The sequence below is a fragment of the Methylobacterium sp. P1-11 genome, assembly GCF_008329595.1.
Lineage (GTDB): Bacteria > Pseudomonadota > Alphaproteobacteria > Rhizobiales > Beijerinckiaceae > Methylobacterium.
On the sequence record NZ_NPKS01000010.1, the window covers coordinates 92,156 to 116,650 of the forward strand.

23 protein-coding genes are annotated in these 24,495 nt (G+C 69.5%); 5 read left to right on the top strand and 18 right to left on the bottom strand.

Going from position 1 to position 24,495, the window contains the following annotated elements; genetic code table 11:
* Positions 1-4: 4 nt before the first annotated feature.
* A complete protein-coding gene (locus CIW48_RS12375; protein WP_149311044.1) occupies positions 5-2,653 on the bottom strand; it encodes an ABC transporter ATP-binding protein/permease in 2,649 nt (882 codons plus the stop codon).
* Between the two features lie 406 nt (positions 2,654-3,059).
* Here CIW48_RS12375 and typA point away from each other — a divergent pair, with 406 nt between their 5' ends.
* Complete coding sequence (typA, locus tag CIW48_RS12380; RefSeq protein WP_091781123.1) at positions 3,060-4,883, top strand: translational GTPase TypA; 1,824 nt, start codon at positions 3,060-3,062, stop codon at positions 4,881-4,883.
* A gap of 428 nt (positions 4,884-5,311) precedes the next feature.
* Here the strand turns inward: typA and CIW48_RS33225 are convergent, their stop codons facing one another.
* From CIW48_RS33225 to cysK, 5 genes are all read right to left on the bottom strand, one after another.
* A complete protein-coding gene (locus CIW48_RS33225) occupies positions 5,312-5,470 on the bottom strand; it encodes a hypothetical protein (protein WP_173009250.1) in 159 nt (52 codons plus the stop codon).
* On the bottom strand, positions 5,467-5,781 hold the full coding sequence (locus CIW48_RS33925; protein ID WP_149311045.1) for a hypothetical protein: 315 nt from the start codon (positions 5,779-5,781) through the stop codon (positions 5,467-5,469). The genes CIW48_RS33225 and CIW48_RS33925 overlap by 4 nt, the downstream gene beginning before the upstream one ends.
* The gene (locus tag CIW48_RS12395) at positions 5,781-5,960 is read right to left on the bottom strand and encodes a hypothetical protein (RefSeq protein WP_149311046.1); all 180 of its coding nucleotides are present in this window, start codon (positions 5,958-5,960) and stop codon (positions 5,781-5,783) included. Before CIW48_RS12395 ends, CIW48_RS33925 begins: the two co-directional genes overlap by 1 nt.
* Positions 5,961-6,049: 89 nt before the next feature.
* Positions 6,050-6,547, bottom strand: coding sequence for a hypothetical protein (locus CIW48_RS12400; protein WP_149311047.1), 498 nt, complete (start codon positions 6,545-6,547; stop codon positions 6,050-6,052).
* A 308-nt stretch (positions 6,548-6,855) separates the two neighbouring features.
* Positions 6,856-7,830 (bottom strand): cysteine synthase A, encoded by a 975-nt coding sequence (cysK, locus tag CIW48_RS12405; RefSeq protein WP_149311048.1) that lies wholly within the window; start codon positions 7,828-7,830, stop codon positions 6,856-6,858.
* A gap of 212 nt (positions 7,831-8,042) precedes the next feature.
* Between cysK and CIW48_RS12410 the strand changes: the two genes are divergently transcribed.
* Positions 8,043-9,059 (top strand): TAXI family TRAP transporter solute-binding subunit, encoded by a 1,017-nt coding sequence (locus tag CIW48_RS12410; protein WP_246695214.1) that lies wholly within the window; start codon positions 8,043-8,045, stop codon positions 9,057-9,059.
* Positions 9,060-9,071: 12 nt separating this feature from the next.
* On the opposite strand, the gene CIW48_RS12415 is transcribed toward CIW48_RS12410, so the two are convergent.
* Entirely contained in the window at positions 9,072-9,599 is a 528-nt protein-coding gene (locus CIW48_RS12415) for a GcrA family cell cycle regulator (RefSeq protein ID WP_149311049.1), read from the bottom strand.
* Positions 9,600-10,037: 438 nt separating this feature from the next.
* Between CIW48_RS12415 and CIW48_RS12420 the strand changes: the two genes are divergently transcribed.
* Positions 10,038-11,225 carry a patatin-like phospholipase family protein gene (locus tag CIW48_RS12420; RefSeq protein ID WP_149311050.1) on the top strand — a complete coding sequence of 396 codons (1,188 nt, stop codon included), beginning with the start codon at positions 10,038-10,040 and terminating at the stop codon, positions 11,223-11,225.
* 81 nt (positions 11,226-11,306) lie between these two features.
* Here the strand turns inward: CIW48_RS12420 and CIW48_RS12425 are convergent, their stop codons facing one another.
* The 3 genes from CIW48_RS12425 to CIW48_RS12435 all read right to left on the bottom strand — a co-directional run bounded on the left by CIW48_RS12425 (position 11,307) and on the right by CIW48_RS12435 (position 13,589).
* The gene (locus tag CIW48_RS12425; RefSeq protein ID WP_149311051.1) at positions 11,307-11,435 is read right to left on the bottom strand and encodes a TFIIS helical bundle-like domain containing protein; all 129 of its coding nucleotides are present in this window, start codon (positions 11,433-11,435) and stop codon (positions 11,307-11,309) included.
* Between the two features lie 95 nt (positions 11,436-11,530).
* Entirely contained in the window at positions 11,531-12,943 is a 1,413-nt protein-coding gene (gene pyk / locus CIW48_RS12430; RefSeq protein WP_149311052.1) for a pyruvate kinase, read from the bottom strand.
* A 151-nt stretch (positions 12,944-13,094) separates the two neighbouring features.
* The gene (locus tag CIW48_RS12435; protein WP_149311117.1) at positions 13,095-13,589 is read right to left on the bottom strand and encodes an SRPBCC family protein; all 495 of its coding nucleotides are present in this window, start codon (positions 13,587-13,589) and stop codon (positions 13,095-13,097) included.
* Positions 13,590-13,743: 154 nt separating this feature from the next.
* On the opposite strand from CIW48_RS12435, the gene CIW48_RS12440 reads away from it, so the two are divergent.
* The gene (locus tag CIW48_RS12440) at positions 13,744-15,027 is read left to right on the top strand and encodes a lytic murein transglycosylase (RefSeq protein ID WP_149311053.1); all 1,284 of its coding nucleotides are present in this window, start codon (positions 13,744-13,746) and stop codon (positions 15,025-15,027) included.
* A 7-nt stretch (positions 15,028-15,034) separates the two neighbouring features.
* Here CIW48_RS12440 and CIW48_RS12445 read toward each other — a convergent pair whose 3' ends face one another.
* From CIW48_RS12445 to CIW48_RS12480, 8 genes are all read right to left on the bottom strand, one after another.
* Positions 15,035-15,823, bottom strand: a complete 789-nt coding sequence (locus CIW48_RS12445) for an aldolase (protein ID WP_149311054.1) — start codon at positions 15,821-15,823, stop codon at positions 15,035-15,037.
* A 93-nt stretch (positions 15,824-15,916) separates the two neighbouring features.
* On the bottom strand, positions 15,917-16,933 hold the full coding sequence (locus CIW48_RS12450; protein WP_149311055.1) for a biotin-dependent carboxyltransferase family protein: 1,017 nt from the start codon (positions 16,931-16,933) through the stop codon (positions 15,917-15,919).
* Positions 16,933-17,667, bottom strand: coding sequence for an allophanate hydrolase subunit 1 (locus CIW48_RS12455; protein ID WP_149311056.1), 735 nt, complete (start codon positions 17,665-17,667; stop codon positions 16,933-16,935). The genes CIW48_RS12450 and CIW48_RS12455 overlap by 1 nt, the downstream gene beginning before the upstream one ends.
* Positions 17,664-18,425: a 5-oxoprolinase subunit PxpA gene (locus CIW48_RS12460; RefSeq protein WP_149311057.1), complete on the bottom strand. Its 762-nt coding sequence runs from the start codon at positions 18,423-18,425 to the stop codon at positions 17,664-17,666. Before CIW48_RS12460 ends, CIW48_RS12455 begins: the two co-directional genes overlap by 4 nt.
* Positions 18,426-18,453: 28 nt before the next feature.
* Positions 18,454-19,725 (bottom strand): MFS transporter, encoded by a 1,272-nt coding sequence (locus tag CIW48_RS12465; protein WP_149311058.1) that lies wholly within the window; start codon positions 19,723-19,725, stop codon positions 18,454-18,456.
* A 43-nt stretch (positions 19,726-19,768) separates the two neighbouring features.
* Positions 19,769-20,584, bottom strand: coding sequence for a putative hydro-lyase (locus CIW48_RS12470; RefSeq protein WP_149311059.1), 816 nt, complete (start codon positions 20,582-20,584; stop codon positions 19,769-19,771).
* Between the two features lie 164 nt (positions 20,585-20,748).
* On the bottom strand, positions 20,749-21,642 hold the full coding sequence (locus CIW48_RS12475) for a LysR family transcriptional regulator (protein ID WP_149311060.1): 894 nt from the start codon (positions 21,640-21,642) through the stop codon (positions 20,749-20,751).
* Positions 21,643-21,808: 166 nt separating this feature from the next.
* Positions 21,809-23,287 (bottom strand): oligosaccharide flippase family protein, encoded by a 1,479-nt coding sequence (locus CIW48_RS12480; protein ID WP_246695215.1) that lies wholly within the window; start codon positions 23,285-23,287, stop codon positions 21,809-21,811.
* A 655-nt stretch (positions 23,288-23,942) separates the two neighbouring features.
* Here CIW48_RS12480 and CIW48_RS12485 point away from each other — a divergent pair.
* The gene (locus CIW48_RS12485; RefSeq protein WP_149311118.1) at positions 23,943-24,341 is read left to right on the top strand and encodes an exopolysaccharide production protein YjbE; all 399 of its coding nucleotides are present in this window, start codon (positions 23,943-23,945) and stop codon (positions 24,339-24,341) included.
* The last annotated feature ends 154 nt before the right edge of the window (positions 24,342-24,495 follow it).

Genomic DNA, 24,495 nt, shown 5'->3' on the forward strand with positions numbered 1-24,495 from the left:
TACGTCATTCGGCCGCCGTGCGCAGGCGCGTTTCGACACTCTGAATCGGCAAGTGCCCGGGGAACCGGGCAGGGTCCGATTCCGGCGACAGGCTCGCTACGAGGCTGGCCCGAGGCAGGGCAGCCTCGGTGACGTCGAGGAGCGTTTCGACGCCGCGCTCCAGATGCTCGTCCACCCGATCGACCACAAGGATCTCCGGCTCGCGCAGGATCGCACGCGCGAGACCGAGACGAACCCGGACACGCTCGGCGAGCAACTGCCCGCGATTGCCGACCTCCTTCTCCAGACCGCGCCGCTGGATCGGCCGCTCCAGATCGAACTCCCGGAACACCGCACGGGCTTCCTTCTGGATCAGCGCCTCGCCGTGCATCCGCGCCGTATCGATGCGGCCGAACAGAAGATTGTCCAGAACGGTGCTGCGCGGGTTGATCCGGTTCGGATCGTAGGATTCGACGTCGCACCCATCGTCCCCGTGCATGAAGCCCTGCACGACGCCCCGCGCACCGACGATCCGCTTGACCAGCGGCTGATTGAGCAAGCCGAAGCGCATCCGCGGCTCCACATAGGCCAGGGCCAAGGCCAGGAAGGCTGCGCTGTCGGTCTCGCTCAGCCGTCCCTCCGCCGGCAGGCGCGCGAGCCGGCGGAGGTAATCCGGCAGCGCGTCCGGTGTGATCAGCGAGAATCTCCGGAACAGGGGATGGCCCGGCGGCACGTCGGCGAAGATGTCCTTGAGATTGCTGGCGATGGCGACGCCCATCCGATCGAGGTCGTCAAGCAGCCTCACCTTCTCCAGCGCCGCACGGAACAGGGGCACCCCGGCCAAGCGGCGCGGATCCGTCAGCGTCGGGTCACGGGGGACGCCGAATAGCAGGTTCTCCGCCACGGTCGCCTGATCGTTGTAGCGGCCCCGGGTGAACGGAATCACGAGGTCGGCGAGGCCCTTCCGGGCAAAGTGCTCGCGCAGGTGCTCGCGCGCCGCGATCATCCGCTGACCCACCGGCGTGTCGTGGGCCACCGAACTCAGGGCGCCGAGCCCGAATCGGTAGAGTTCATCGCCGAGGTCGAGCCGGCCGAGCAGATCGATCAGATGATCGTCGAGTTCTGCGGCATCCCGGACCCCGAGGCGGTTGAAGTCGATCCAGGGGTCTTCGACGCTGTCGCAGGGATTGCCGGTCTTCACCGCCTCGTTGATCCGCGCTTTGCTGAGGTCGAGGCTTCTGGTGCGCAAGGGGTGTGTGCGCAAGCCGTAGAGAATGTTGTCGCGCAGCGTCCCGGGGAACAGCACGGGCTGGACCCCCGCATAGGCGATGCGGCGCGTGTGGTCGCGTCGCGGCAATGTCGACAGGTCGTGCTCGCCGATCCGGATCGTTCCTCCGGGAGGCGTCTGCAGCCCGGCCAGGGTCCGGGCGAATTCCTGCGCGATCGGGCCGGGAGGGACCAGGGCGAGCCGCCCAGGAAGAGGCACCTGCGCGTCGCCGACCTCGATCAGCGAGCCGCCCTGCGGATCGCGCAGCTGCAGACCCTCGATCCGAAGCGGACTGCCGAGGCGCGGCGCTGCGCGCTCGGATTCATGCTCCGCCGGAAGCAGGCGCTGGGGACCGAAATGGGCCGCCACGGTCTCGTATTTGACCTCGACATCGAGCCGCTGCTGGTCCCAGTCGATCAGCTCCTTCAGGGGCGGGGGCAGGTCCCGGTAGGCGGCGAGGACCGCAACGAGCTGCCCGATATCGAGCTGCCCCTTCAGGGCGAAGTAGCCGCCGATGGCGTAGAACAGGAATGGCGTGACCTGCGCGAGCAGGTTGTTGAGATACTTCACCGCGAACTTGCGGCGGTAGATCCGCAGCCGGAGATCGTAGAGCCGGTAGAGCCGGCCGCCGATCTCCGCGCGCTCCCAGCGGCCGGTATCGTTGAGCGTCACCGCCTGCAGCCCGTCGAGCACCTCGGCGACGCGTCCCGCGAGAGCCCGGGACGCGATCTGGCGTTGGCGGCTGAGGCGGATGATCTCGCGTCGCAGCCGCGGGATCACGATCATCTGCACGGCGACCATGCCGCCGGCCGCGATGCCGAGCCACATGTTCTGCATCATGATGAAGGCCAGCGCCGTGGCGGCCTGGGTGCCCAGGAATACCGGCACCACGATGGCGTCACCGATGAAGGAGCCGATGGGCTCGACCTCGTCGCGGATGATCGTCGCCGTCTCCGAGGATTTCACCTCCCGCTGCGTCTCCGGCGAGAAGCGCAGCATCAGCGAGAACAGCTGGAAGCGCAGGCGGCGCAGCATCCGCTCGCCGAGGATCCCCTTCTGCAGGTTGATCCAGAACTTGAACGCGCCGTTGATCAGGACGAGGCTGAGGAACAAGGTCGATAGGCCCAGGAGCAGATCGAACCGGTCGAGCTGGAACCCTTCGAAGAGGTGTGTCGTGCCGCCGCCGAGGAATGCGGGCCATTCCAGTGTGAGTTCGAGGAACGGCGCAGTCGTCTCGCCGTGCGCGTAGGCTTTGCCGGTAATCGCATCGTTGACGATGCGCTTCGGCAGGTCGAGCGAGGCGAAATAGAACGGGAGCGACGCCAGCACCACGGCGCAGATTCGGAGCTGATCGCCCTTCGAATAGCGCCAGATATACGGGAACAGCCGCGGCTCAAGCGCGCGCATCGTGTCCTTCCGACGAAAGCCCGTCCTGGCGGCCCGAAGGCCGAATCGCCGCAGCCGGACAACTGATCCTGGTCGATACGCTACCCGAGGGATCCGGTTTCATCCAATACAACCCGATGCGAACGGAAGCGGGCCGGTCGAAGTGTCATCGCGCAGTCATATAGGGCGGATGGCGGAGAATCAGGCGCGCAGGGCTGCCCTGCAACGGCGGCCCGTGCCGGGTGCGGGCACCGGCATCTGCCCCCAGCATTCCGGGTCACGCAGCGCCCCTATGAGAACAGCGGCCTTGCCCAAGAGCGCGCGTCCTTATATTGCGACGCAACCACCACGACTCCGTACCTGAACCGGCGCGGACGGCCGCGCCGCGCGGCCGCCAGGGAGCCGGCACAACCCGTTTCGGGCCGCCATGAATCTGCGCAACATCGCCATCATCGCCCACGTCGACCACGGCAAGACGACGCTCGTCGACAAGCTGCTGGCCCAGTCCGGCACCTTCCGCGAGAATCAGCGGGTGGAGGAGCGGGCGATGGACTCGAACGACCTTGAGAAGGAACGTGGCATCACGATCCTGGCCAAGGCGACCTCGGTCCTCTGGAAGGACACCCGCGTCAACATCGTCGATACCCCCGGCCACGCCGATTTCGGCGGCGAGGTCGAGCGCATCCTGTCGATGGTCGACGGCGTGATCGTGCTGGTCGACGCGGCCGAGGGCCCGATGCCGCAGACCAAGTTCGTGGTCGGCAAGGCGCTCAAGATCGGCCTGCGCCCCATCGTGGCGATCAACAAGGTTGACCGCCCGGATGCGCGGATCAACGAGGTCGTGAACGAGGTGTTCGACCTCTTTGCCGCCCTCGACGCCACCGACGAGCAGCTCGACTTCCCGATCCTCTACGGTTCGGGACGCAACGGCTGGATGGCCGATACCCCGGAGGCCGATCCGTCGGTGGGCCTGGAGCCGCTGTTCGAGCTCGTGCTTAAGCATGTCCCCCCGGCCCGGACCGACGAGGGCCCGTTCCGGATGCTCGGCACCCTGCTGGAGGCCAACCCGTTCCTCGGCCGCATCATCACCGGCCGCATCGCGGCCGGCTCGGTGAAGCCGAACCAGCAGATCAAGGTGCTGGACCGCACCGGCAAGGTCGTCGAGACCGGCCGCGTGTCGAAGATCCTCGCCTTCCGCGGCCTTGAGCGCGCGCCGATTGAGATCGGCGAGGCGGGCGACATCGTTTCGATCGCCGGCCTCATCAAGGGCACCGTGGCCGACACCTTCTGCGATCCGCAGGTCGAGACCCCGATCCAGGCCCAGCCGATCGATCCGCCGACCGTGACGATGTCGTTCATCGTCAACGACAGCCCGCTCGCCGGCACCGAGGGCGACAAGGTCACGAGCCGCATGATCCGCGACCGCCTGTTCAAGGAGGCCGAGGGCAATGTCACGCTGAAGATCGAGGAGGCGGCCGACAAGGACAGCTTCTACGTCTCGGGCCGCGGCGAGCTGCAGCTCTCGATCCTGATCGAGACCATGCGTCGTGAAGGCTTCGAGATCGCCGTGTCGCGGCCGCGGGTCGTGTTCGAGCGCGACGAGGCGGGCGGACTGCTTGAGCCGATCGAGGAGGTCGTGATCGACGTCGACGAGGAGCATTCCGGCGTCGTCGTGCAGAAGATGTCCGAGCGGAAGGCCGAGATGCTGGAGATGCGGCCGTCCGGCGGCAATCGCCTGCGCCTCGTCTTCCATGCCCCGACCCGCGGCCTGATCGGCTACCAGGGCGAGTTGCTGACCGACACCCGCGGCACCGCGATCATGAACCGGCTGTTCAAGGCCTACGAGCCCTACAAGGGCGAGATGCCGGGCCGGCGCAACGGCGTTCTGATCTCCAACGACCAGGGCGAAGCCGTGGCCTACGCCATGTGGAACCTGGAGGACCGCGGCCCGATGATGATCGAGCCCGGTTGGAAGGTGTATCAGGGCATGATTGTCGGAGAGCACAACCGCGAGAACGACCTCGAGGTGAATGTGCTGAAGGGCAAGAAGCTCACCAACATCCGCACGACGTCGAAGGACGAGGCCGTGCGCCTCACCCCGCCGATCCGGATGACCCTGGAGCGCTCGCTGGCCTGGATCCAGGACGACGAACTCGTCGAGGTGACGCCGAAGTCGATCCGTCTGCGCAAGGCCATCCTCGATCCGAACGACCGCAAGCGTGCCGAGCGTTCGAAAGAAAACGCCGCCTGAGCTGAACAACCGGCAACCGGGCTCTCAGGCCCGGTTGCTAATGCGGCCCTTATCTCTGGCCGCTCTCGGGCCCATCGAACGCTTATGCCGGGGACGATACCTCGGTACGGCGGCCCGGAGAGGCCCGCGTGAACCCCGTGACATCGATGCCCGTCGCGTTGAACCCACTTCCGCCGGTCCCCCCGGCTGCTGCGCCGCCCCCTTACCTCGTCGGCCAGGACAGCGAGGGACATTGGGTGGCCATGGCGACCGGTGGGCGAGCCGGAGGAATCTTCCGCAGCCGCCAGGATGCGATCCGCTACGCCTCCATCGAGACCGGCTGCCGTCCCGGGGACGTGCCGCTGGCGACGGGGCCAATTCCCTTCCGACTCTCCTGAAGGCGGCGCGGCCGCTCCGCCATTGCGGCGGCAGCGGCCGACCTGCTTGCGTCAGCTGCTGCCGGGGTCGGTCTCGTCGTGCTGGGTTCCGCCGGTCGAGGTCCCGTGACCGGGCTTGCCCTCGGTCTTCTCGTTCGGATCCTTGACCGCGTCGGGTGCGACGTTCTTCGGCTTTTCCGACTGCGGGTCGGGGTCTCGGCGCTCGGTCATTCCGGGTTCTCCCGCTCGGCGCGAGAGTGACCGCCGGCGACCTTCGCGTCGGCGGCCGGACCCCGTGAGGCTTTCTGATCCGAGTGACCGCCGGACGAGCCGCCGACTGCGGGCGGCGTGCGACCCGGCTCTCCGGTGGCACCCCAACCATCCTTCGGCTCGCTCTGTGGCGTTCCATCGGATCCCATGTTTGTGATCGCCGCTTGTTCGGGGGTCTGATGGCCGCCCCCGGCGGCTGGCGTTCCGCGCGTTCCGACCTTGTCGTCGGGCTTGCGGGTGACCGTTTCGGATTCGCTCGTCGGCCTGACCATCAGCGCTTCCCGTCGTCCTGGCCGACGGCCGCAGTGGCACGGTCGATGGCCTCGCCCAGATCGGTACCGGACTTAGCCTGGTCTTCGACGTGGCCGAACACCTCGCGCGGAATCTTGGTCTCTGTCGTCTCGTTGGTGTCGGCACCCTCCTGCGCTGGTCGTCCGCTCTGGTCTGTCATGGCTCGCCTCTCTGCGTCTTCGTGGGACAACGGAGGCGGGGAAGGAGGGTTGCGCGGAAAGCGGCGTTCGAAAGCTCGCAGTTCGGGTGTCAGGGCCCGACGATCTGAGGCAGAACGGTCAGCGTCAGGCGCCGCACCGAGTCCTCGGCGGCCCCACGGTCCACCGCCCGGGCCTCGATCGTCAGCAGATCGCCATCCCGCAGGATGACGGCAGTCGCACCCGCACCATTGTCGAGCGTGTAGACGCTCAGCCAGCCGATCGCCCGGCCGGCCGGCAGAGTCGAAAGTCGGCAACCCGGATAGCGCCGGATGCAGATCGCCTCCAGTGCGGCGGAGGATGTCCTGCCGGAGCGGACCCGCTCTTCGGTTCCGTCGGTCAGGCGCCCGAGCTGCAGTTCGAGCGTCGGTGCGCCTGTACAGGCCGCGCAGTGCAGGCTGAGATGCAGGGCCGCAACCTGTGCTGTGGCGTCCGGCCCGAGCGCCGTTCGGGCAACTTCGGCCAGCCCGGTGAGGTCGTGAGTTGCGAAGCCCCGCGCCATCGCTGCCTGAGCCCAGAGGCTGAACAGGAGTATCAAGAGGCCGCGCATGAAGGAATTACCGTCCGATCGCTTGGTGCGGCGTTAGCGGAAAGATGTTTCTGAATCCAGGCCCAGACCCTGAAGGCAACGCCCTGCAGGGATGAATACAATCACCCCACGAAAAACAATGATCGTCCACGCGTTAATCTTGTAACTTCGTGGTCATATTCACACATCGAATGCAGATAAAGAACATTTGGACGATCGAGGTGATGAGGCACGCTCAGCCCCCGGCGGAGTCTCACGCCGGCCTGCGTCGGCGCGATCTTGGTGCGTTCCGTTTGTGGAGCGGCGCGCGGGCCGCTCCGGTGTCTGCCTTAGCCGATCCCGTCGAACAGGGCCGATGAGATGTAGCGCTCGGCGAACGAGCAGGCGACGGTGACAATGCGCTTGCCCTGGAACTCGGGCCGCTTGGCCAGTTCCAACGCCGCGGCGACGTTGCCGCCGGTGGAGATGCCGCCGGGGATGCCTTCCAGCCGGGCCAGCGCCCGAGCCGTCTCGAAGGCAGCCTGGTTGGTGACCTTCAGGACGCCGTCCAGGATGTCGGTGTGCAGATTGTCCGGGATGAAGCCGGCACCGATGCCCTGGATCTTGTGCGGGCCGGGCTGGCCGCCGGAGATCACCGGGGAATCCTCCGGCTCCACGGCGAAGATCTTCAGGTTCGGGAGCCGCGGCTTCAGAACCTCGCCGACGCCCGTCACGGTGCCGCCGGTACCGACACCAGCTACGAAGGCGTCGAGCTGGCCGCCAGTGTCGCTCCAAATCTCCTCGGCGGTGGTCTTCCGGTGAATCTCCGGATTGGCCGGGTTCGAGAATTGTTGCGGCATCACCGAACCGGGAATTTCCTTCAGCAATTCCTCGGCTTTGGCGATCGCGCCTTTCATGCCCTGCGCACCGGGGGTGAGCGCCAGCTCCGCACCCAGGAAGGCGAGCATCTTGCGCCGCTCGAGGGACATGGTCTCAGGCATCACAAGGATGAGCCGGTAGCCACGGGCTGCGGCCGTGAAGGCGAGGGCGATGCCGGTATTGCCCGAGGTCGGCTCGACCAGCGTGCCGCCGGGCTGGAGCTTGCCCGAGGCTTCCAGGGCATCGATCATGTTGACGCCGATGCGGTCCTTTACGCTGGCGATCGGGTTGAAGAATTCGAGCTTGAGCAGGATCTCGGCGTCGACCCCGTGCTCCTTCGGCAGCCGATTCAGGCGTACCAGAGGCGTGTTGCCGATGGTTTCTGTGATAGAGCCGTAGACACGGCCGTGGCCGACCTTCGCCGGTGCGTTGAGGGTATCGGCCATCGCGGAACTCCTGCTCGTGGTGACGGGTCGGACAGATGTCGTGTCCGGGACAGATCCCGCCAAGGGATCGTCCTTGCGAGGAAAGTGCTGCCGGTCCCGGACCGGAGGCTGCGATATCGCGTTGCCGCGGCGGGAGCAATTGGGCTAAGTGCCCTTGTCGAAAGTTCTTTCCGGAATTCCGCAAGCGTTCGGCACAGGGTGGAAGGCCTTTATTGAGCGATCCGATCCTGATGGAATTTCATTCTCCTGACCGTGCGGACTCGACCACCGGGATCGGGGCGTCCGCTGTGCCCGAAGACGGGGATCAGGCCCGGCGGCCGACTCGCCGGATCGCGCTTCTGGCTGCGGTCGGGCTGTTGCTGACGCGGCCGGCGCGCTCGGCGGAGACGTTCCGCGTCGTCCTCGCCACCGCGACGCCGGGGGGCGGGTTTCCGGCCTTCGGTGAGGCGTTTTCCGCCGCCATCACGGCTACCGACCCGGCCGTGACGATCGAGCGGCGCACGACCGGCGGGTCGGCCGAGAATATCGGCCTCCTTCGCGCCGGTCGTGTCGATCTCGGCCTCGTTCAGGGCGAGTACGCTTATCCGGCCCTCGCTGAGGGTGGCGGCCTGACCGTTCTGGCGCCGATGTATCCCACGCCGGGATTGTTCGTGGTTCAGGCCGGCAGCGCGATCCGCTCTGTGGCGGATCTGCGCGGACGCAGGGTCGTGCTCGGCACACACAAATCGGGGCTCACCGTCATGGGCCGGAGCGCCCTCAACGCCTCGGGCCTCGATCCTGAGCGCGATATCAGGCCGATTTTCCTCGATCGGGCCGGCGACGGTCCGACCCTGGTGCGGGAGGGCCACGCCGATGCGCTCTGGGGCGGCGGACTCGACTGGCCGGGCTTCCATGCCCTGGCCGGCGACCCGGGCGGTGCCCACTTCTTCGGACCGTCCGAGGCCGCCATCGCCCGCCTCGCCCAGCCCGGCGCGGCGATGCGGCGCCTGACGGTTCCGGCCGGTAGCTTCGCTGGACAGGCGGACGCGATCGAGACGGTTGGATCCTGGAGCTTCGTGCTCGCGCGGCCCGGGCTCGACGAGGAGACCGCCTATCGCGTCGCCCGGACTCTGGCGCGGACCGATCTGACCAACGCCCAGCCGAAGAACCTCGTCGGCCTCGTCCAGGCCGACAGGGTCAATTCCGGGACCGCGCGCGTCCTCCGGGAAGCCGGTGTGATCCTGCGCTGAAGGCGCGGCGCCTCAGCGGAACGAGGCGACGCGGCGATCGCGCTTCCGTTCGGCGGCGGGCTGATAGGCGATCTCGGCGTGATGGGTGCAGTAGGGCAGACCGGTGATCGACCGGGCGCCGCAGAAGCGAAATTCCGGGGTCGTCGGGTCGCCGAGCGGCCAGCGGCACATGGATTCACGCAGATCCATAATGGTGACACGCTGCGACACCGCCAGGGCTACCGGCTCGGGGGTCGGCGCGGGCGCCGGGAATTCCGGGGCCGGACGGTGCGTCAGGATCGCGACCGGTTCCGGCGCCTGTGTCTCGACCACCGCAATGGCCGTCTCGATCTCGACGGACTTCGCGGGCGGCGCAACGGCGGGAGCCTCCTCGCCGCCCCGTGCGCGCCCGGCGAGGCCCAGGCGGTGGACCTTGCCGATGACCGCGTTGCGGGTGACGCCGCCGAGCTGCGCCGCGATCTTGCTCGCGCTCTGCCCGTCTTCCCACAGCCGGCGCAGCAGCGCCACGCGATCATCCGTCCAGCCGAGACCCGCTTCCATCATCCCCTCCGCCCCGTGCGGCTCGGCTGCGTTTCCGAAGGCGAGTCCGTGTGTTTCAGGCCAACAGGAGCCGGATCTCGGCCGGCCATGTCGCCGCGCAGACCGCACCCTCGCGCGCCGGCTGCCGCATCGCGTGCGACACCCTGTCTCGCCAGGCCACGGGGGAACCCTAGCGCGGCGTTCGCGCGGCTTGCAAGGGCAGGCAGGCTCCGGGCGCATGCCGCTCCGCCGCCTGTCCACCGACATTGGCGCAGCGCGGCGGCGGCAGGCGAGCCTGCTGCAGCGGCCACGCTTGCGCCCCGATCGCGTGTGATCGTGACCTCACCGCAACAGCGCGGCCTTATCGCTCCGCTGAGCCGGCTAAGACGGAACAGGCGATACGGCCAAGCTCGTTCCGTGTGGCAGAGTGGGCGCGTTTCGCGGTTCGAGGAAGTGACGATGTGTGTTCGTCAGGTCAGCCTGCGCATGGCGATTGCGTTCGGGCTGGCGGGTCAGGTGGCGGCCTGCGGCAGCGTTCCGCGGACGCCCTACACCGCCGAGCAGGCGGCGTTCGCGACCGTGCCGGGCATTCCGGGCGCCCGCGTCTTCGCCGACGCGTCGGTGGAAACGATCGCAGAACTCGCCGCCAATCCGGAGCGGCGCCTCAAGGGCTTCTCTTATCTGGCCCTGTCGGGCGGCGGCGGCGACGGCGCCTACGGGGCAGGCGTGCTCAATGGCTGGTCGGCATCCGGCAAGCGGCCGGACTTCACCCTGGTCTCGGGCGTTTCGACCGGTGCACTGATCGCGCCCTTCGCGTTCCTGGGCTCAGCCTACGACCCCTATCTGACCGAGTTCTACACGAGCGGCGTCGCCAGCGAGTTGGTCGCCTCGCCGAACCTGGCGAACGTGCTGTTCGGATCCGGCCTGTTCGGCGACGGACGCCTGCGCAGCCTTATCGACCGCTACGTCACGGACGATTTCCTGAAGGCGGTCGCCGAGGAGCACGCCAAGGGGCGTCGCCTGCTCGTTGTGACGACGAATCTGGATTCCCAGCGGGCGGTGATCTGGAACATGGGCGCGATCGCGGGGAGTGGCGTGCCGAATGCCCGGGAGCTGTTCCGCGACGTTCTAGCGGCCTCCGCCAGTATTCCGGCGGTGTTCCCGCCGCAGTTCATCGATGTGTCGGCCGGCGATGCGCGCTTCAAGGAGATGCATGTGGACGGGTCGGTTGTGACCCCGGTCTTCACTCTGCCGCAGACACTGCTGCTGCGCGACAGACGGATCCGCACCGGCGGCAAGGCCGAGATCTACGTGGTGATCAACGGCCGCCTGGAGCCGGACTTCGAGGTCACGAAGGACAACACGCTCTCGATCGTCGAGCGCTCCTTCACGACGGCGAGCCGCGCCCGCTCCCGCGCGACCCTGACGGCGACCTATGCGCTGGCACGCGCCAACGGCATCGGCTTCAACCTCACCTACATCGACGAGAACGGCCCAAAGGCGTCGGCCGCCAAGGGCTTCGACACCGTCTACATGCGGGCTCTGTACGAGGCCGGTTACGAGAAGGGTCGGACCGGCACGTTCTGGCAACACACGATCCCGGCCGCGCCACTGCTCAAGGCGACCGCGAGCGCCGTGGCGAACTGATCGTCCGAGCGGCTCCACCGCGCGCCCGGGCGGGCGCGCGGCCGGCGTGATGCCGGCGACGTGCTCGCCGGCCCGGGATCCCTACTTGCCCAGGATCTTCGTGACGAGCCGGCCGAGCGGCGTCGCCGTGCTGGCGTTCCGGTCGTCGCGGTCGACGGGGCGATTCTCGGTGCCGAGGATCTTGGTGACGATACGTCCGATCAGGTTCATGGGTCGGCCCTCGGTGATCGCGCCCAAATGGCGCAGCTTCCCCAACAACGGTTGAGGCGCGGGCCGCGTTCCAGCCCTGTGCCGGATGGGACGGCTCAGACCTGCATCAGGCGGATGTTGTTGGTATTGCCGGCGGTGTGGAACGGGATGCCGGCGGTGACCACGATAAGGTCGTGCGGCCGCGCGAAGCCCTCGTCCTGCGCGTGGTGGCAGGCCTTCGAGGTCATCTCCTCGTAGCTGTCGACGTCCTCCGTCAGGACGCTGTGCGCCCCCCAGAGCAGGCTGAGCCGCCGCGAGGTCGCGACGTTGGGGGTCAGGGCCAGGATCGAGGCGGCGGGACGCTTGCGCGCCACCCGCGCGGCCGTCGTCCCGCTCGCCGTGTAGGCGACGATCGCGGCGGCGCGCACGGCCTCGGCGAGGTCGGCCGTGGCGGTCGCCACCGCGTGCGGCGGCGTCTCCTCCTCGCCCGGCTCCGAGGCCGCGACGATCGAGTGGTAGAGCTTGTGCCCCTCCACGCTCCGGATGATCCGGTCCATCATCGCCACCGCCTCGACCGGGTAGCGGCCGGTGGCGGATTCCGCAGAGAGCATCACGGCATCGGCACCATCGTAGATGGCAGTGGCGACGTCCGACGCCTCCGCCCGGGTGGGCGCGGGGGCGTTGACCATGGAGTCGAGCATCTGGGTCGCCACCACCACGGGCTTCACGGCGAGCCGGCAAGCGCGGATCAGCTCCTTCTGCCGCCGCGGCACGTCCTCGTTCGGGATCTCGACACCGAGATCGCCCCGGGCAACCATGACGGCGTCGGAGAGACGGATGATGTCGTCGATGCGCTCTAGCGCCTGCGGCTTCTCGATCTTCGACATGATGCCGGCGCGCTCACCGATGATCCCGCGTGCCTCGATGACGTCGGAGGGCTTCTGCACGAAGGACAGGGCGACCCAGTCGACGCCAAGATCGAGCCCGAAGGCGAGGTCCGCCCGGTCCTTCTCGGTCAGCGGCGACAGGTCCAGCAGCGTGCCCGGCAGATTCACGCCCTTGCGGTTCGAGATCGGCCCGCCGGTGACAACTTCGGCAGTGATGGAGGTCCGCTCGGGTCCGGTGACCCGCACCCGCACCCGCCCGTCGTCGATGAGGAGTTCCTGGCCCGGCACGACGGCGTCGAAAATCTCCGGGTGGTGCAGCGGGATTGCCTGCTTGTCGCCGTCTGCGCCTTCGAGGACGAAGCGCACCGTCTCGCCGGCCTGAAGATCGAGCCGGCCGCCCTGCAGGGTGCCGATCCTGATCTTCGGCCCCTGGAGATCCTGCAGGATACCGATCGGCCGGCCGACCTCCTTCTCCAGGACGCGGATGGCCGCGTGGACCTTGGCGTGATCTTCTCGAACGCCATGGCTGAAGTTCAGCCGGAAGGTGTCGACCCCGGCGAGGAACAGGGCGCGGAGCTGGTCCGGAGCGGAGCTGGCGGGACCGACGGTGGCGACGATCTTGGCGTGGCGGTGACGGCGCATGCGGGTCTCGGCCTCCTGAGGCTGCCTCTGGGAATCGAGCCAGGCGCTTGGTCGCGCCGACGCCGCTCACATCGGTCCGCGACGGCCCCGCGGCGAGGCCCCGCGGCGCCCGGCGGGCGAAATTTCGCACGGGGCCCGATTCAGTCGGCGCCTATCTGGCCGATTCCCGAACGATCCCCGCGAGGCCGGCGTCGAACACGCCCGTGATGTTGGCGACTGCGTCGGCGTCGCTCATGCCGTCTGCGTCGAAGGTCGCACTCCAGATCACCGTGGACCCCTCGCCGTTGGGACGGACCGCCAGCGTCGCATTGTAGGCACGCACCGGCAGGGGGCCCTGGATGAAGCTGTAGCTGTAGCTCATGCCCGCCTCGTCGCGTGCGGTCTCGACTTCCGCGATCGTGCCCTGCGCGCCCTTCACCACGAGGCCGCGGATCTGCGCGCGGATGCCGTCATCGTCGTCCTCGCCCGACAGGATGCAGCGCTGGACCTGTGGGTGCCAGTTCTGGATCGCGCAGAACTCGCCGACCAGCGCCCAGACCGCCGCGGGCGGGGCCGGGATGTCGCGGCTGCGGGTGACTTCCAGGGCGCTGGCCGGTCCGGCGGCCAGGACGACCGCACCGATCGCCGTCAGGGAAGCGGGATGAATCACGGGTCTGTCTCCTGGCAATCAGGCCAACGTGACGCGACTTGGGGCGACGCTGCGGTCACGGCGAGCCCGGGCGACGACGGGTTTCCTCACGAAGGTGTCGATGCGGGCCTGGTATGCTACGCCGCGCCGATCTGGATCACCGGAGATGCCCATGGACGATCGCGCTGCGCCGAAGCGGTTCGCGACCCGGAGCGGCGCCGCGCGCGCGATCCTGGCGACCGGCGCCGCGATACTCTTCGGCACGGTCGTGCCGGCGGTCGCCGCTGAGCCCGACCCGGCCGCGCGGCAGGCCTTCGAGGCCTGCCGGGCCGACCTGATCGCCTGGGTCACGGCGCGGGCCGTGCCGCAGAGCCTCGCCGAGGCGCAGCTCGCCAATCTCACACCCGACCCGGACGTGATCGCCGCGACCCTGAGTCAGGGCGAGTTCGTCCGGCCGATCTGGGACTACATCGAGGCCAGCGTCACGCCGGCCCGCATCGAGGCCGGCCAGCGCAAGCTCGCCGAGTTCGCCGACACGCTCGCGGCCATCGAGGCCCAGTACGGGGTCGACCGCCACATCCTGGTGGCGTTCTGGGGCGTGGAATCGAGCTACGGCGCCGTGCTCGATAACGCGGCGGTGGTGAAGCCGGTCGTCCGCTCGCTCGCGACGCTCGGCTGCAGCGACCCCACTCGCGCGACCTACTGGCGCGACGAACTGGCGGCGGCGCTCCAGATCCTGGCCTGGAACCAGGCACCCCTCGACCGGATGCAAGTCGGGCTGACCGGATCCTGGGCCGGCGCCATGGGACATACGCAGTTCATGCCCAGTGTCTACCAGCGCGAGGCGGTCGATTTCGACGGCGACGGCCGGCGCGACATCTGGACCTCGGTGCCGGACGCCCTCGCGTCGACGGCGAACTACCTTCGCAGCCACGGCTGGAAGCCCGGAGAGGGCTGGGGTACCGAGGTGGTCCTGCCCGAGACTTTCGACGCGGCGCTGGCCGACGAGACGACAATCCGCACCGTCGCGGCGTGGCGGGCGCTGGGCGTGAAGCCCGCCCGCGACCGTGCCGTGCCGGACACGGCCGAGGCGACCCTGATCCTGCCCGCCGGGATCCGCGGCCCCGCCTTCCTGCTGCAGCCGAACTTCGCGGTGATCCTCCGCTACAACACGGCCCTGGCCTACGCGCTGACCGTCGCGCTCCTGTCGGATCGCCTGCACGGCGACACGGGCCTGGTGCACGACTGGCCGCGCGGCGACCGGCCGCTCACCGCCGACGAGCGGCGCGATCTGCAGACCCGCCTGACCGAGCGCGGCTTCGCCACCGGCGGAGTCGACGGCAAGATCGGCCCGAGGACGCGCGCGGCGCTGCGCGCCTTCCAAGTTTCGGTCGGCCTGCCGCCGGACGGCTACGCCGACGCGGCGCTGCTGGACCGGGTGCGGGCGGCGCCCTGACGGCCTCTCACGCCAGGAAGGCGGGCTCGTCCCGGGCCAGGACCCGCTTGACGCTCTCCAGGTGCAGGCGGGCGCTCTCGGCGCGGCCGGCCGCCTCCTGCGCCGCCACGCGCTTCACGATCGCCTCGGGCACGGCCTTGAGTGCGCGGCCCGTGCTCATGGCCAGAACCTGCGCCTGCGCGGCACGCTCGAGGTAGTAGAGGTCGTCCCAAGCCTCCGCGATGGTCTCGCCCAGCACCATCACGCCGTGGTTCTTCAGGAACACGACGTCCGCTTCGCCGGCGCTCTCGGCGATCCGCCGGCCCTCGGACGAGTCGAGCGCGAGACCGTTGTAGTCCTCGTCCACCGCGATCCGGCCGTAGAAGCGCAGCGCCGTCTGGCCCGCCCACATCAGGGGCTCGCCCTCCAGCATGGCCAAAGCCGTCGAGTAGGGCATGTGAGTGTGGAACGCGGCACGGGCGCGGGGCTTCAGCCGGTGCAGCTCGGCGTGGATGTGGAAGGCGGTGGCCTCCGGCTGGCCGTCGCCCTCGATGACGTTGCCGTGGAAGTCGCAGAGCAGCAGGCTCGACGCGGTGACCTCCGCGAAGGCGAGGCCGTAGGGATTGACCAGGAACAGGTCGGGCCGCTCCGGCAGCACCGCCGAGAAGTGGTTGCAGATGCCCTCTTCCAGGCCGTTGCGCGCGGCCCAGCGCAGGCAGGCGGCGAGGTCGATCCGGGCGCGGCGCACGCTGTCGGCGTTCAGGGGCTCGTTGCTGCGGGCAGACGGGGATGCCGGGGCGGTAACGGCGTGCGCCATGCGTGCGGGCTTTCCTGTGTCGGGGTTCGGGCCGGGGACTCGGTCGGTCCCGCACTCTAGACGCTCGCTCGCCCCCGCGCAGCCGCTATGCGCTCAGGCGCGGCCGTCGGTGACGCCGCCGACGAGGTTGAGGCCGAGGAGGAAATCCGACGCGAAATCCGTGCGGATGACCGGCTCGCGCGGCAACGCCTCGCGCAGGAGATCGCGCTCGCCGCGCCGCGCCGCGACCGCCTCCTCGACCGAGACGCGCCGGAACGACAGGCTCGCCCCGCCCCGGACCTGCGCCAGCCGCCCGAGATCCGGGCCGATCACCGTGGCGATCTTCGGGTAGCCGCCGGTGGATTGCCGGTCGGCCATAAGGATGATCGGCAGGCCGTTGCCGGGCACCTGGATCGCCCCCATGGCGACGCCGTCGGAGACGATGTCGTGGCCCTTGGCGTGCTTCAGCGGCGTGCCGTCGACGAAGCACGCCATCCGGTCGCCCCGCGGCGAGACCGTCCAGGGACCGGCCAGGAACGCCTCGATCTGGTCGGGCGCGAAGTAATCGTCCTGCGGGCCCAGCACGACCCGGATCTCCCGGCCGTCCCGGTCGAGCCAGGGCGCGACGAGCCGGTGCGGCGGTCCGTCTGGAGTACGGCCCTCGGCGACGGGAAGGCGGTCGCCCGCGGCGAGGCCGCGCCCGTCGAGGCCGCCGAGCCCCGAGCGTGTGTGGGTCGCCGCCGAGCCGAGGACCGGCGCCACGTCGAGCCGCCCGGCGACCGCGAGGTAGCCCCAGGCCCCTGCGTCGCCGGCGCGCACGACGAGCGCCTGGCCGGGCTCCAGGGTGAGCGCGACCGTGTCGGGCAGCGGCACGCCGTCCAGCGCAACGCGGAAGCCCGGCGCGAGCAGGGCGATCCCGACGGCGCCGTCCTCCGCCGAGACGGTGACGCCGCCGGTGGAGATCTCGAGGGCGGTGGCGTCGAGGGCGTTTGACGCCGCCCGGTTGGCGGCGGCGTGCATCAGCGGATCCATCGGGCCCGCGGCGGTGATGCCGTAGCGCAGGTAGCCGTGCCGGCCCCTGTCCTGCAGGGTGATGCCGGGTCCGGCGGACTCGATGACGAGGGCGGGCATCAGCGGGCCTCCCCGCGCCGGGCCACCGGCTCGCCCGCCGCCTCGCGGGCCGTCAGGGCGTCGAAGGTCGCGGCATCGACGGGCTCGAAGCGGATCAGGTCGCCGGCGCCGACGAAGAAGCTCGGGTCGCGCTCCGGCGCGTAGAGGCGGGAAGGCGTCGCGCCGATCACGTACCAGCCCGTCGGCATCGGCACGGTCGCCACCGCGGCGAGGCCGCCGCCGATCATGATCGCATTGCGCGGATGCGGCGGCCGCGGGCTCGCCCGCCGGGGCACCGCCAGGGACTTCGGCAGGCCGCCGAGATACGCGAAGCCCGGCGCGAAGCCGTACATGTAGACCCGGAAGGTCGTGGCCGCATGGGTCGACACCACCGTCTCCGCCGTCAGGCCGCTCTGCTCCGCGACCTGCGCGACGTCCTCCCCGTGGGGGGCGTCGTAGCAGCAGGGCAGGGTCCACAGCGTCGGGCTGGCCGCGCGCGCGGTCGCGCCCGCCACCAGCGCCCGGACCCGCGCGGCGAGCGTCCCGCGGTCGAGAACCAGCGGATCGTAGTGCAGCATCAGGGAGCGGTAGGTCGGCACGCGCTCCCGCAGACCTTCCGGCGGGTCCGCCCCGAGGGCGTCGTCGAGCGCCAGCACCCGGTCGCTGATCGCGGGGTCGACCGTGCTGCCGAACTCGACCACGAGGGCCGCCTCGCCGGCGTCGAGGAGGCGCGGCTCGTCCAGCGCCGCGCTCATGGCCGGAACGGCGCCAGCGTGATGCCCGCGCCCTCCAGCCGGGTCCGCACCGCCCGCGCCGTGGCGACAGCGTGGTCGGAATCGCCGTGGACGCAGATCGAGCGGATCAGCGTCGGCAGCGCCTGACCGTCCGCCGTGAGGATCGCGCCCGCCTCGACCATGCGCAGGACCCGATCGGCCGCCTCGCCGGAATCGGTGATCATCGCGCCGGGCTGGCTGCGGGGGATCAGCAGGCCGGTCGGCGTGTAGCCGCGATCGGCGAAGATCTCTTGGTGGACGTCGAGGCCGCAGGCCTCGCCCGCCGGCACTTGGGCGGTCAGCGCGATGGCGAGCAGCGCGAGCTCCCGGTCCACCGCGCGGACCGCGCGGGCGATGGCGTCGGCCACCGGCCGCTCCTCGGCGGCCACGTTGGCCAGCGCCCCGTGCGCCTTCACGTAGGTGATGCGGTGGCCGGCATAGGCGGCGAGCGCCTGCGCGGCGCCGATCTGGTAGGCGACGAGCCGCTCGATCTCGGCCGGGCTGAACGGCATCCGCCGCCGCCCGAAACCCCAGAGGTCCGGAAAGCCCGGATGGGCGCCGACCGCGACGCCGCGCTCCTTCGCCAGCGCGAAGGTCCGGGCCATGATCTCGGGGTCGCCGGCATGGAGGCCGCAGGCGACGTTGGCCGAGGTGACAATTCCGAGGATCGCCGCGTCGTCGCCGCAGGCGTAGGCGCCGTAGCCCTCGCCGAGGTCGGAATTCAGGTCCACGCTGGTCATCGCCGCTGCTCCGCGTGCCGATCGGGTCTCATAGGGCCGCAACGGGCTCAGGCTCGGCCGGATCCTCGCTGCAAGAATCGAGCGCGCGGCCCACCGTCTCGGGCAAGAGAAGCGCCGCGACGATCACGAGGCAATAGGCGCCCGCCGCCACGACGCCGATGGCGATGCCGAGTGTCAGCGAGCCGCTGAGATGGCCCACAAGGGCGGGGCAGGTCGCCCCCGTGGCGCGGCCGAAATTGTAGCAGAAGCCCTGCGCGGAGCCGCGGATCCGGCTCGGGAACAGCTCGCTCAGGAAGGCGCCCATCCCGGAGAAGACGCCCGAGAGGAAGAAGCCGAGTGGGAAGCCGAGGACCAGCATCACCGGATCGGTGATCGGGATCAGCGTGTAGGCCAGGACGAGGATGCCGGCGCAGAAGCCGAACAGGACGAAGCCCAGGCGGCGCCCGATGCGGTCGGAGAGGTAGGCGCTGGTCAGGTACCCGACGAACGACCCGAAGATCAGCATCAGCAGGTAGCCGCTTGTGTTCAGGACCGAGAGGTTACGCTCGGTCTTCAGGTAGGTCGGCAGCCAGGTGGTCACCGCGTAGTAGCCGCCCTGCATGCCGGTCGCCAGCAGGCTCGCCAGCACGGTCCGGCCGATTAGGGGCCGGGAGAAGATGTCGAGGAAGCTGCCGGTATCGCCGACGTCCCGCATGGCGGCGCGGGTCTGCCGGTACACCTCGGGATCCTCGATGTTGCGGCGGATCCAGAAGATCAGCACCGAGGGGAGGGCACCGAGCCAGAACAGGATCCGCCACGCCACGGCGGGCTCAGCCAGGGCGAACACGGCCCAGAAGGCGATCGCCGCGCAGGCCCAGCCGACCGCCCAGCTCGACTGGACGAGCCCCACCGCCTTGCCGCGGTAGCGGGCCTGGATTGTCTCGGCGATGAGCACGGAGCCCACCGACCACTCGCCGCCGAAGCCGAAGCCTTGCAGCGCGCGGGTCACGAGGAGCTGCTCGTAGGATTGGGTGAAGCCGCTGAGCACCGTGAACAGGGTGAACCACGCGACGGTGCCCTGCAGGACGACCACCCGGCCGTAGCGGTCGGCCAAGACGCCGGCCGCCCAGCCGCCGATCGCCGAGGTCACCAGCGCGGCGGTGGCGATGTTGCCCGCCTCGACCTTTGTCAGGCCCCAGACCACGACCAGCGTCGGGATCAGGAAGGTGTAGACCATGTAGTCGAACGCATCGACGCCGTAGCCCGCGAAGGCCGCGCCCAGGACCCGGCGTTCCGCCGGACTCGTGTCTTTCACCCACATGGCGCAACTCCTTTGCGGACGGGCCGCCACGCGGCCGGGAGGGTCACAGGAACGGCAGGTCGCGGTTGAGGAGGTCGGTGATCAGCATGTGACCGGGCGCGTGGGTGATGCAGAGCGGCAGCCGCGCCGCCATCGCCACCGCCTGCGGGGTGACCCCGCAGGCCCAGAAGACCGGGAGTTCGTCGGGCTCGATCGGGACGGGGTCGCCGAAATCCGGCCGCGCGATGTCGCGGATGCCGATGAGGCTCGGGTCGCCGAGATGGATCGGCGCTCCGTGGACCGCCGGCATGCGCGCCGTCACCTGCACGGCCTTGATGGCGTCGGCCGCCTTCATCGGCCGCATGGAGACTACGAGCGGGCCGTGGAACGGGCCCGAGGGCTGGGTGGCGATCGAGGTCCGGTACATCGCGACGTTGCGGCCGAGGGCGACGTGCCGGAGCGGGATGCCCGCCTCGATCAGGCCGGCCTCGAAAGAGAAGGAGCAGCCGAGGACGAAGGTGACGAGGTCATCCCGCCACACGCCGGTCAGGTCGGGCAGCTCCGCCACGAGCTCGCCGCCCTCGTAGACGCGATAGCCCGGGACGTCGGTGGCGAGGTCGAGATCGGTCCCGAGCGTCGGAAGGGCGCGGGCGCCGGGCCGCGAGACGCCGAGGATCGGGCAGGGCTTCGGGTTCTGCTGGCAGAAGCGGTGGAAATCCTCCGCCATGGCCCGCGGCAGGATCATCAGGTTGCCCTGCGCGTGGGCGGGCGCGAGACCTGAGGTGTGGCCCCGGAACCGGCCCGCGCGGATCGCGCGCCGCGCGTCCGCCGCGTCGGCGAAGACAGGTGCGGCGCCGTCGACGCCCGGGTGCTGGCTCACCGCGTTGATCTCCCTGGCTGGTCGTCGAGCGCCGGGCCGGCCGTGTCGGCCGCCCGGATTCCGCAAGATCCCGATCGCTTCAGCGATTCATTTCCTGCGGCAACGATCCCATCGCGCTGCGGGGCACGCCAATCGTGATTGCGAATGGGCGCGATAAAGCCGTCTTATCGGCCGGCGGCCCAGGTTTCGGCGACGTCCTGGGCCAAACGGGCCGCGTCTGCCACGAAGTGGTGGGCCGGCCGCTTCGTATGCATCGCCGTGAAGGTCAGGTCCGAGAGCAGAGGCTCGGCCGATAGGACCCGCAGGGTGCCGGCACGGAGTTCGGCCTCGACTACGGCCGGCGGGATCACGCAGATCCCGAGGCCCTCGACGCCCATCTTCACGATGGTGGCCAGCGAGGCGCTCGTGTGGATCTGGCTCGGCAGGAGGTTCTCCTGCAGGACGAGGTCGCGCAGCTCGACGTAGGGGCTGGTATTGCGCGGGTAGGTGATGAGCGGATGGTGCAGCAGGGCGCCGAGGCTCAGGGGTTCGTCGCCCGGCAGCAGGCCGGGCGCGGCGATCCACGCGACGGGCGTGCTGAACAGGGGCCTGTTGGCGAAGCTCGGCAGGGTGATCGGGCCGACGAGGAAGGCCAGATCGATCTCGTCGGCGACGAGGGCCGCCTGCATGTTCGGCGAGATGTCCACCGTGATGTCGACGCCGATCCCGGGATGGGCGGCGCGCATGCGCTCGATGAAGCGCGACAGCCACAGGTGGACGATCGTCTCGGACACGCCGAGCCGCAGGGTGCCCCGCGTCCGGCCGGTCTCGTGCAGGGCCGCGCTCATCTCGGTTTGGAGGGCCAGGAACCGCTCCGCGAAACCGAGGAGGAGACGTCCCCGCTCCGTCAGCGCGACGTCGCGGCTGCGGCGCTCGAACAGCGTCCCGTACTCATGCTCCAGGGCCGCGATGCGCTGGGAGACCGCCGGCTGGGTGGTGTTCACCTTCTCGCTGGCGCGCCGGAAGCTCGAGAGTTTCGCGACCCAGTAGAACACCTCCAAGCTGCGGAAATCCGCCATCCCGCGATCGTCCCGCGCCGCCCTCGTGTCCGGTCATATCGCGCCCCGGCGCGCGGAAGCGCAAGCGTGCGGTCGCGAGCGCGGGGTCTCAAGCGCGTTACCCGGAGCGGGCGGCTGCGCCGGGCCTCGCACGACGATCAGGCGCCCGCGCCGCCGCGGCACGCCGCTAGAGGTCCGACACGGTCGTGCCCGGTCGGGCCGGCCGCATGTTCGCGAGCAGCAGGCGCGCCTCCGTCACCAGGGGATGGTGCAGGTACCAGAGGCCGCAGGCCCAGCCCGCGATCCCGGCGGCGATCGCGGCCGCGAGGCTCGGCAGCGGCGTCTCGGCCGACCATCCCCAGACCGATATGACCAGGATGGCTGGGGCGACGGCAATGACGGTCAGGGCGGCGGCGTGGAGGTAGATCGGGGCGTAGTCGCGCCCGAACGTGTCGGTCATCCGCTCGAGATGCGGCCGGTAGAGGCCGACAGCCAGGAGCGCCTCGCCGATCCGGGCCGCGCCGGCGCCGCCGAGGCCGAACAGGCAGCCGATGCTGAGCATCACGAGACCGGCGCCGTGGCGCAGGAACTCGAACCGCGCCTGCAGGGCGGTCTGATCCCGGATCAGGAACACCTCCCAGGTCATGATGAGCGAACTCAGGACGATCGCGGCCAGCGACAGCAGGCAGAAGGGCAGCGCCGCACCGTCCCAGCCCGGCCCGAGCAGGATCCGCACGATTGGGCCGGCCAGGACGGCCGCGCCCGCGAAGGCCGGCCAGAGCAGGACGGTGATCATCCGCAACGTGTTGAGGTAGCATGTGCGCAGGGATTGCCCGTTTCGCTGCTGGTTCGCGAGGTCCACGAAGATGATGCGCGTAATCATTACGTGGAGATGGTCCCACATCAGGGCATTGAGGCTCGCCGCGCGGGAATACAGGCCGAGGGCGTTGAGTCCGAGCATCCGTCCGAGGACGAGGTCGCCCGTCCGCCCGGCGAGATTCGCGACACCCGCGATGGCGAAGAGCCGGCCGCCGTAGGCGAGGATCTCACGCCAACCGGCGAGACCTACGCGGAGCGACACGTAGCGCAGGCCGAGGCTGTTCGCCGCCAGCGCCGCTGCGACGGCGCCCGCCGCCTGCCCGTAAGCCTGGCTCATGTAGCTGAAGCCGAGGAGCGCCATCGCCAGCATGGCGCCGCTGGCGACGAGACCGCGCAGCATGTTGAGCAGGGCCACGCCGCGGAAATTGCCGTGCCGCTCGATCATGGCGGCCGGACGGAACTCCAGCGCGCCGATCAGCGGCACCACGGCGAGGATGGCCAGGGCACGCTGGACCTCAGGCTCACCGAGGAGGACGCTGCCGAACGCACTGAAGGTCAGGATCAGCATCGCCGCCGCGCCCGACAGCATCAGGTTCACCGTGAAGACGCTCGCCAGCAAGGCCGCATCCACCCGGTCTGCCCGGACGATATAGCTCGACAGGCCGCAGGAGCGCAGCGTGGACAGGAGTCCCGCGATGGCGGCGGCGAGGCTGAAGATGCCGGTCTCGTGGGGCGTGAGCAGGCGCGCCAGGGCCAGCGAGGTGCCGAATTGTGCCAGGAACAGCCCACTCTGACAGAATACCATCCAGGCCAGACTCCGGCGCTTCGAGAACGCAGGCGGCGCCATCACTTCCGGCCTCTCTCGGAGTTCTGCCACGGGATCCTTCGGACGCGACGGGGTGGTTGCGGAGCGGGCGCGAACGGTGAGGATGGCTTAACGGTGCCTCGTCAGCGGTGGCAGTCGGCCAATCGGAGGACTGCGCAGGACGTCGAGGCCGTCACCTTGCGGAAGACTTGCGTCCCGCCGTTCGGGCCGAGCGCACACCCGATCTGACCGGCGGTCAGGTCGGGTTAAACGGGGCATTCGGATCCGGGACCGTGCCTTCAAAGCCCGTTATCTCGTGCTGCGGTCGCACATCGCTTGAGGCTGCCGCGGACACGTCCCGTCGCGAGTCGACGCTATCCCGCTCGCTCCAGACTTAGAACGTGACCAAACGAGGTAGCGCCAGCTCGCCCCGCGAGCGGTTCCGGACGACCGGGCCGAAGCGCGTTCCTGCATCGGCAGAGATGGCGAGATGAGAGGCCGCACCCGAACCAATGACCGAGGCGGCGACTGCCCCGCTGCCCCTTCGGAACTTGTCTGTTTTCATACGATTCGGCTCCGTGGAATGCGTGGAACTGTTCGAAACGGAGTGGGCCATTTGGAAGATCTGGGTAATCGCGTCGGAACTCATGGGACGATTAGGCACTTGGGAATTCGTAAAATTCTGGAGGAGCGTTTAATGAAGGTCTCTCGTCTGGCTGGCGCTATCGCGCTTCTGGCCCTCGCTGCCGGTCCCGCCTTCGCGGCCCCGTGCAGCACCGGAACCACAAAGTCTAAGACACCTGATCAGCAGGCTTCAAACCCGCAGAGCTCTGACGTCGACAAGTCGAGCAAGAACCTGGCCGGCGGTAACCAGCCGGCCTCGCCGGGCACGGTCGGCGCCATGAACAATGCGGGTGCGACGCAGACCGCGGATCGGCAGGCTCAGACCGATGCGGGATCGAAGTCGAAGTCGACCGACCCGGCTGCCGCGAACCTCGCCGGCGGCAACCAGCCTGCCTCGCCGGGCACCGTGGGCGCCATGAACAAGGCTGCGGCCGACCGGCAGACCGCTCCGGTTTCCGGCGACGATTGCTGATCCGAGCCTAGATCGTTCTCGTATCTCCGGAAGCCCGTCTCGCGCAGTCGAGACGGGCTTCTGTGTTTCCACACCATCCTACGCTCGAACTCAGGGCCTCACGGGTCCCAACCGGTTTTGAGCCAGCCAAGTTCGGGTGTATCTGGCATCAAAT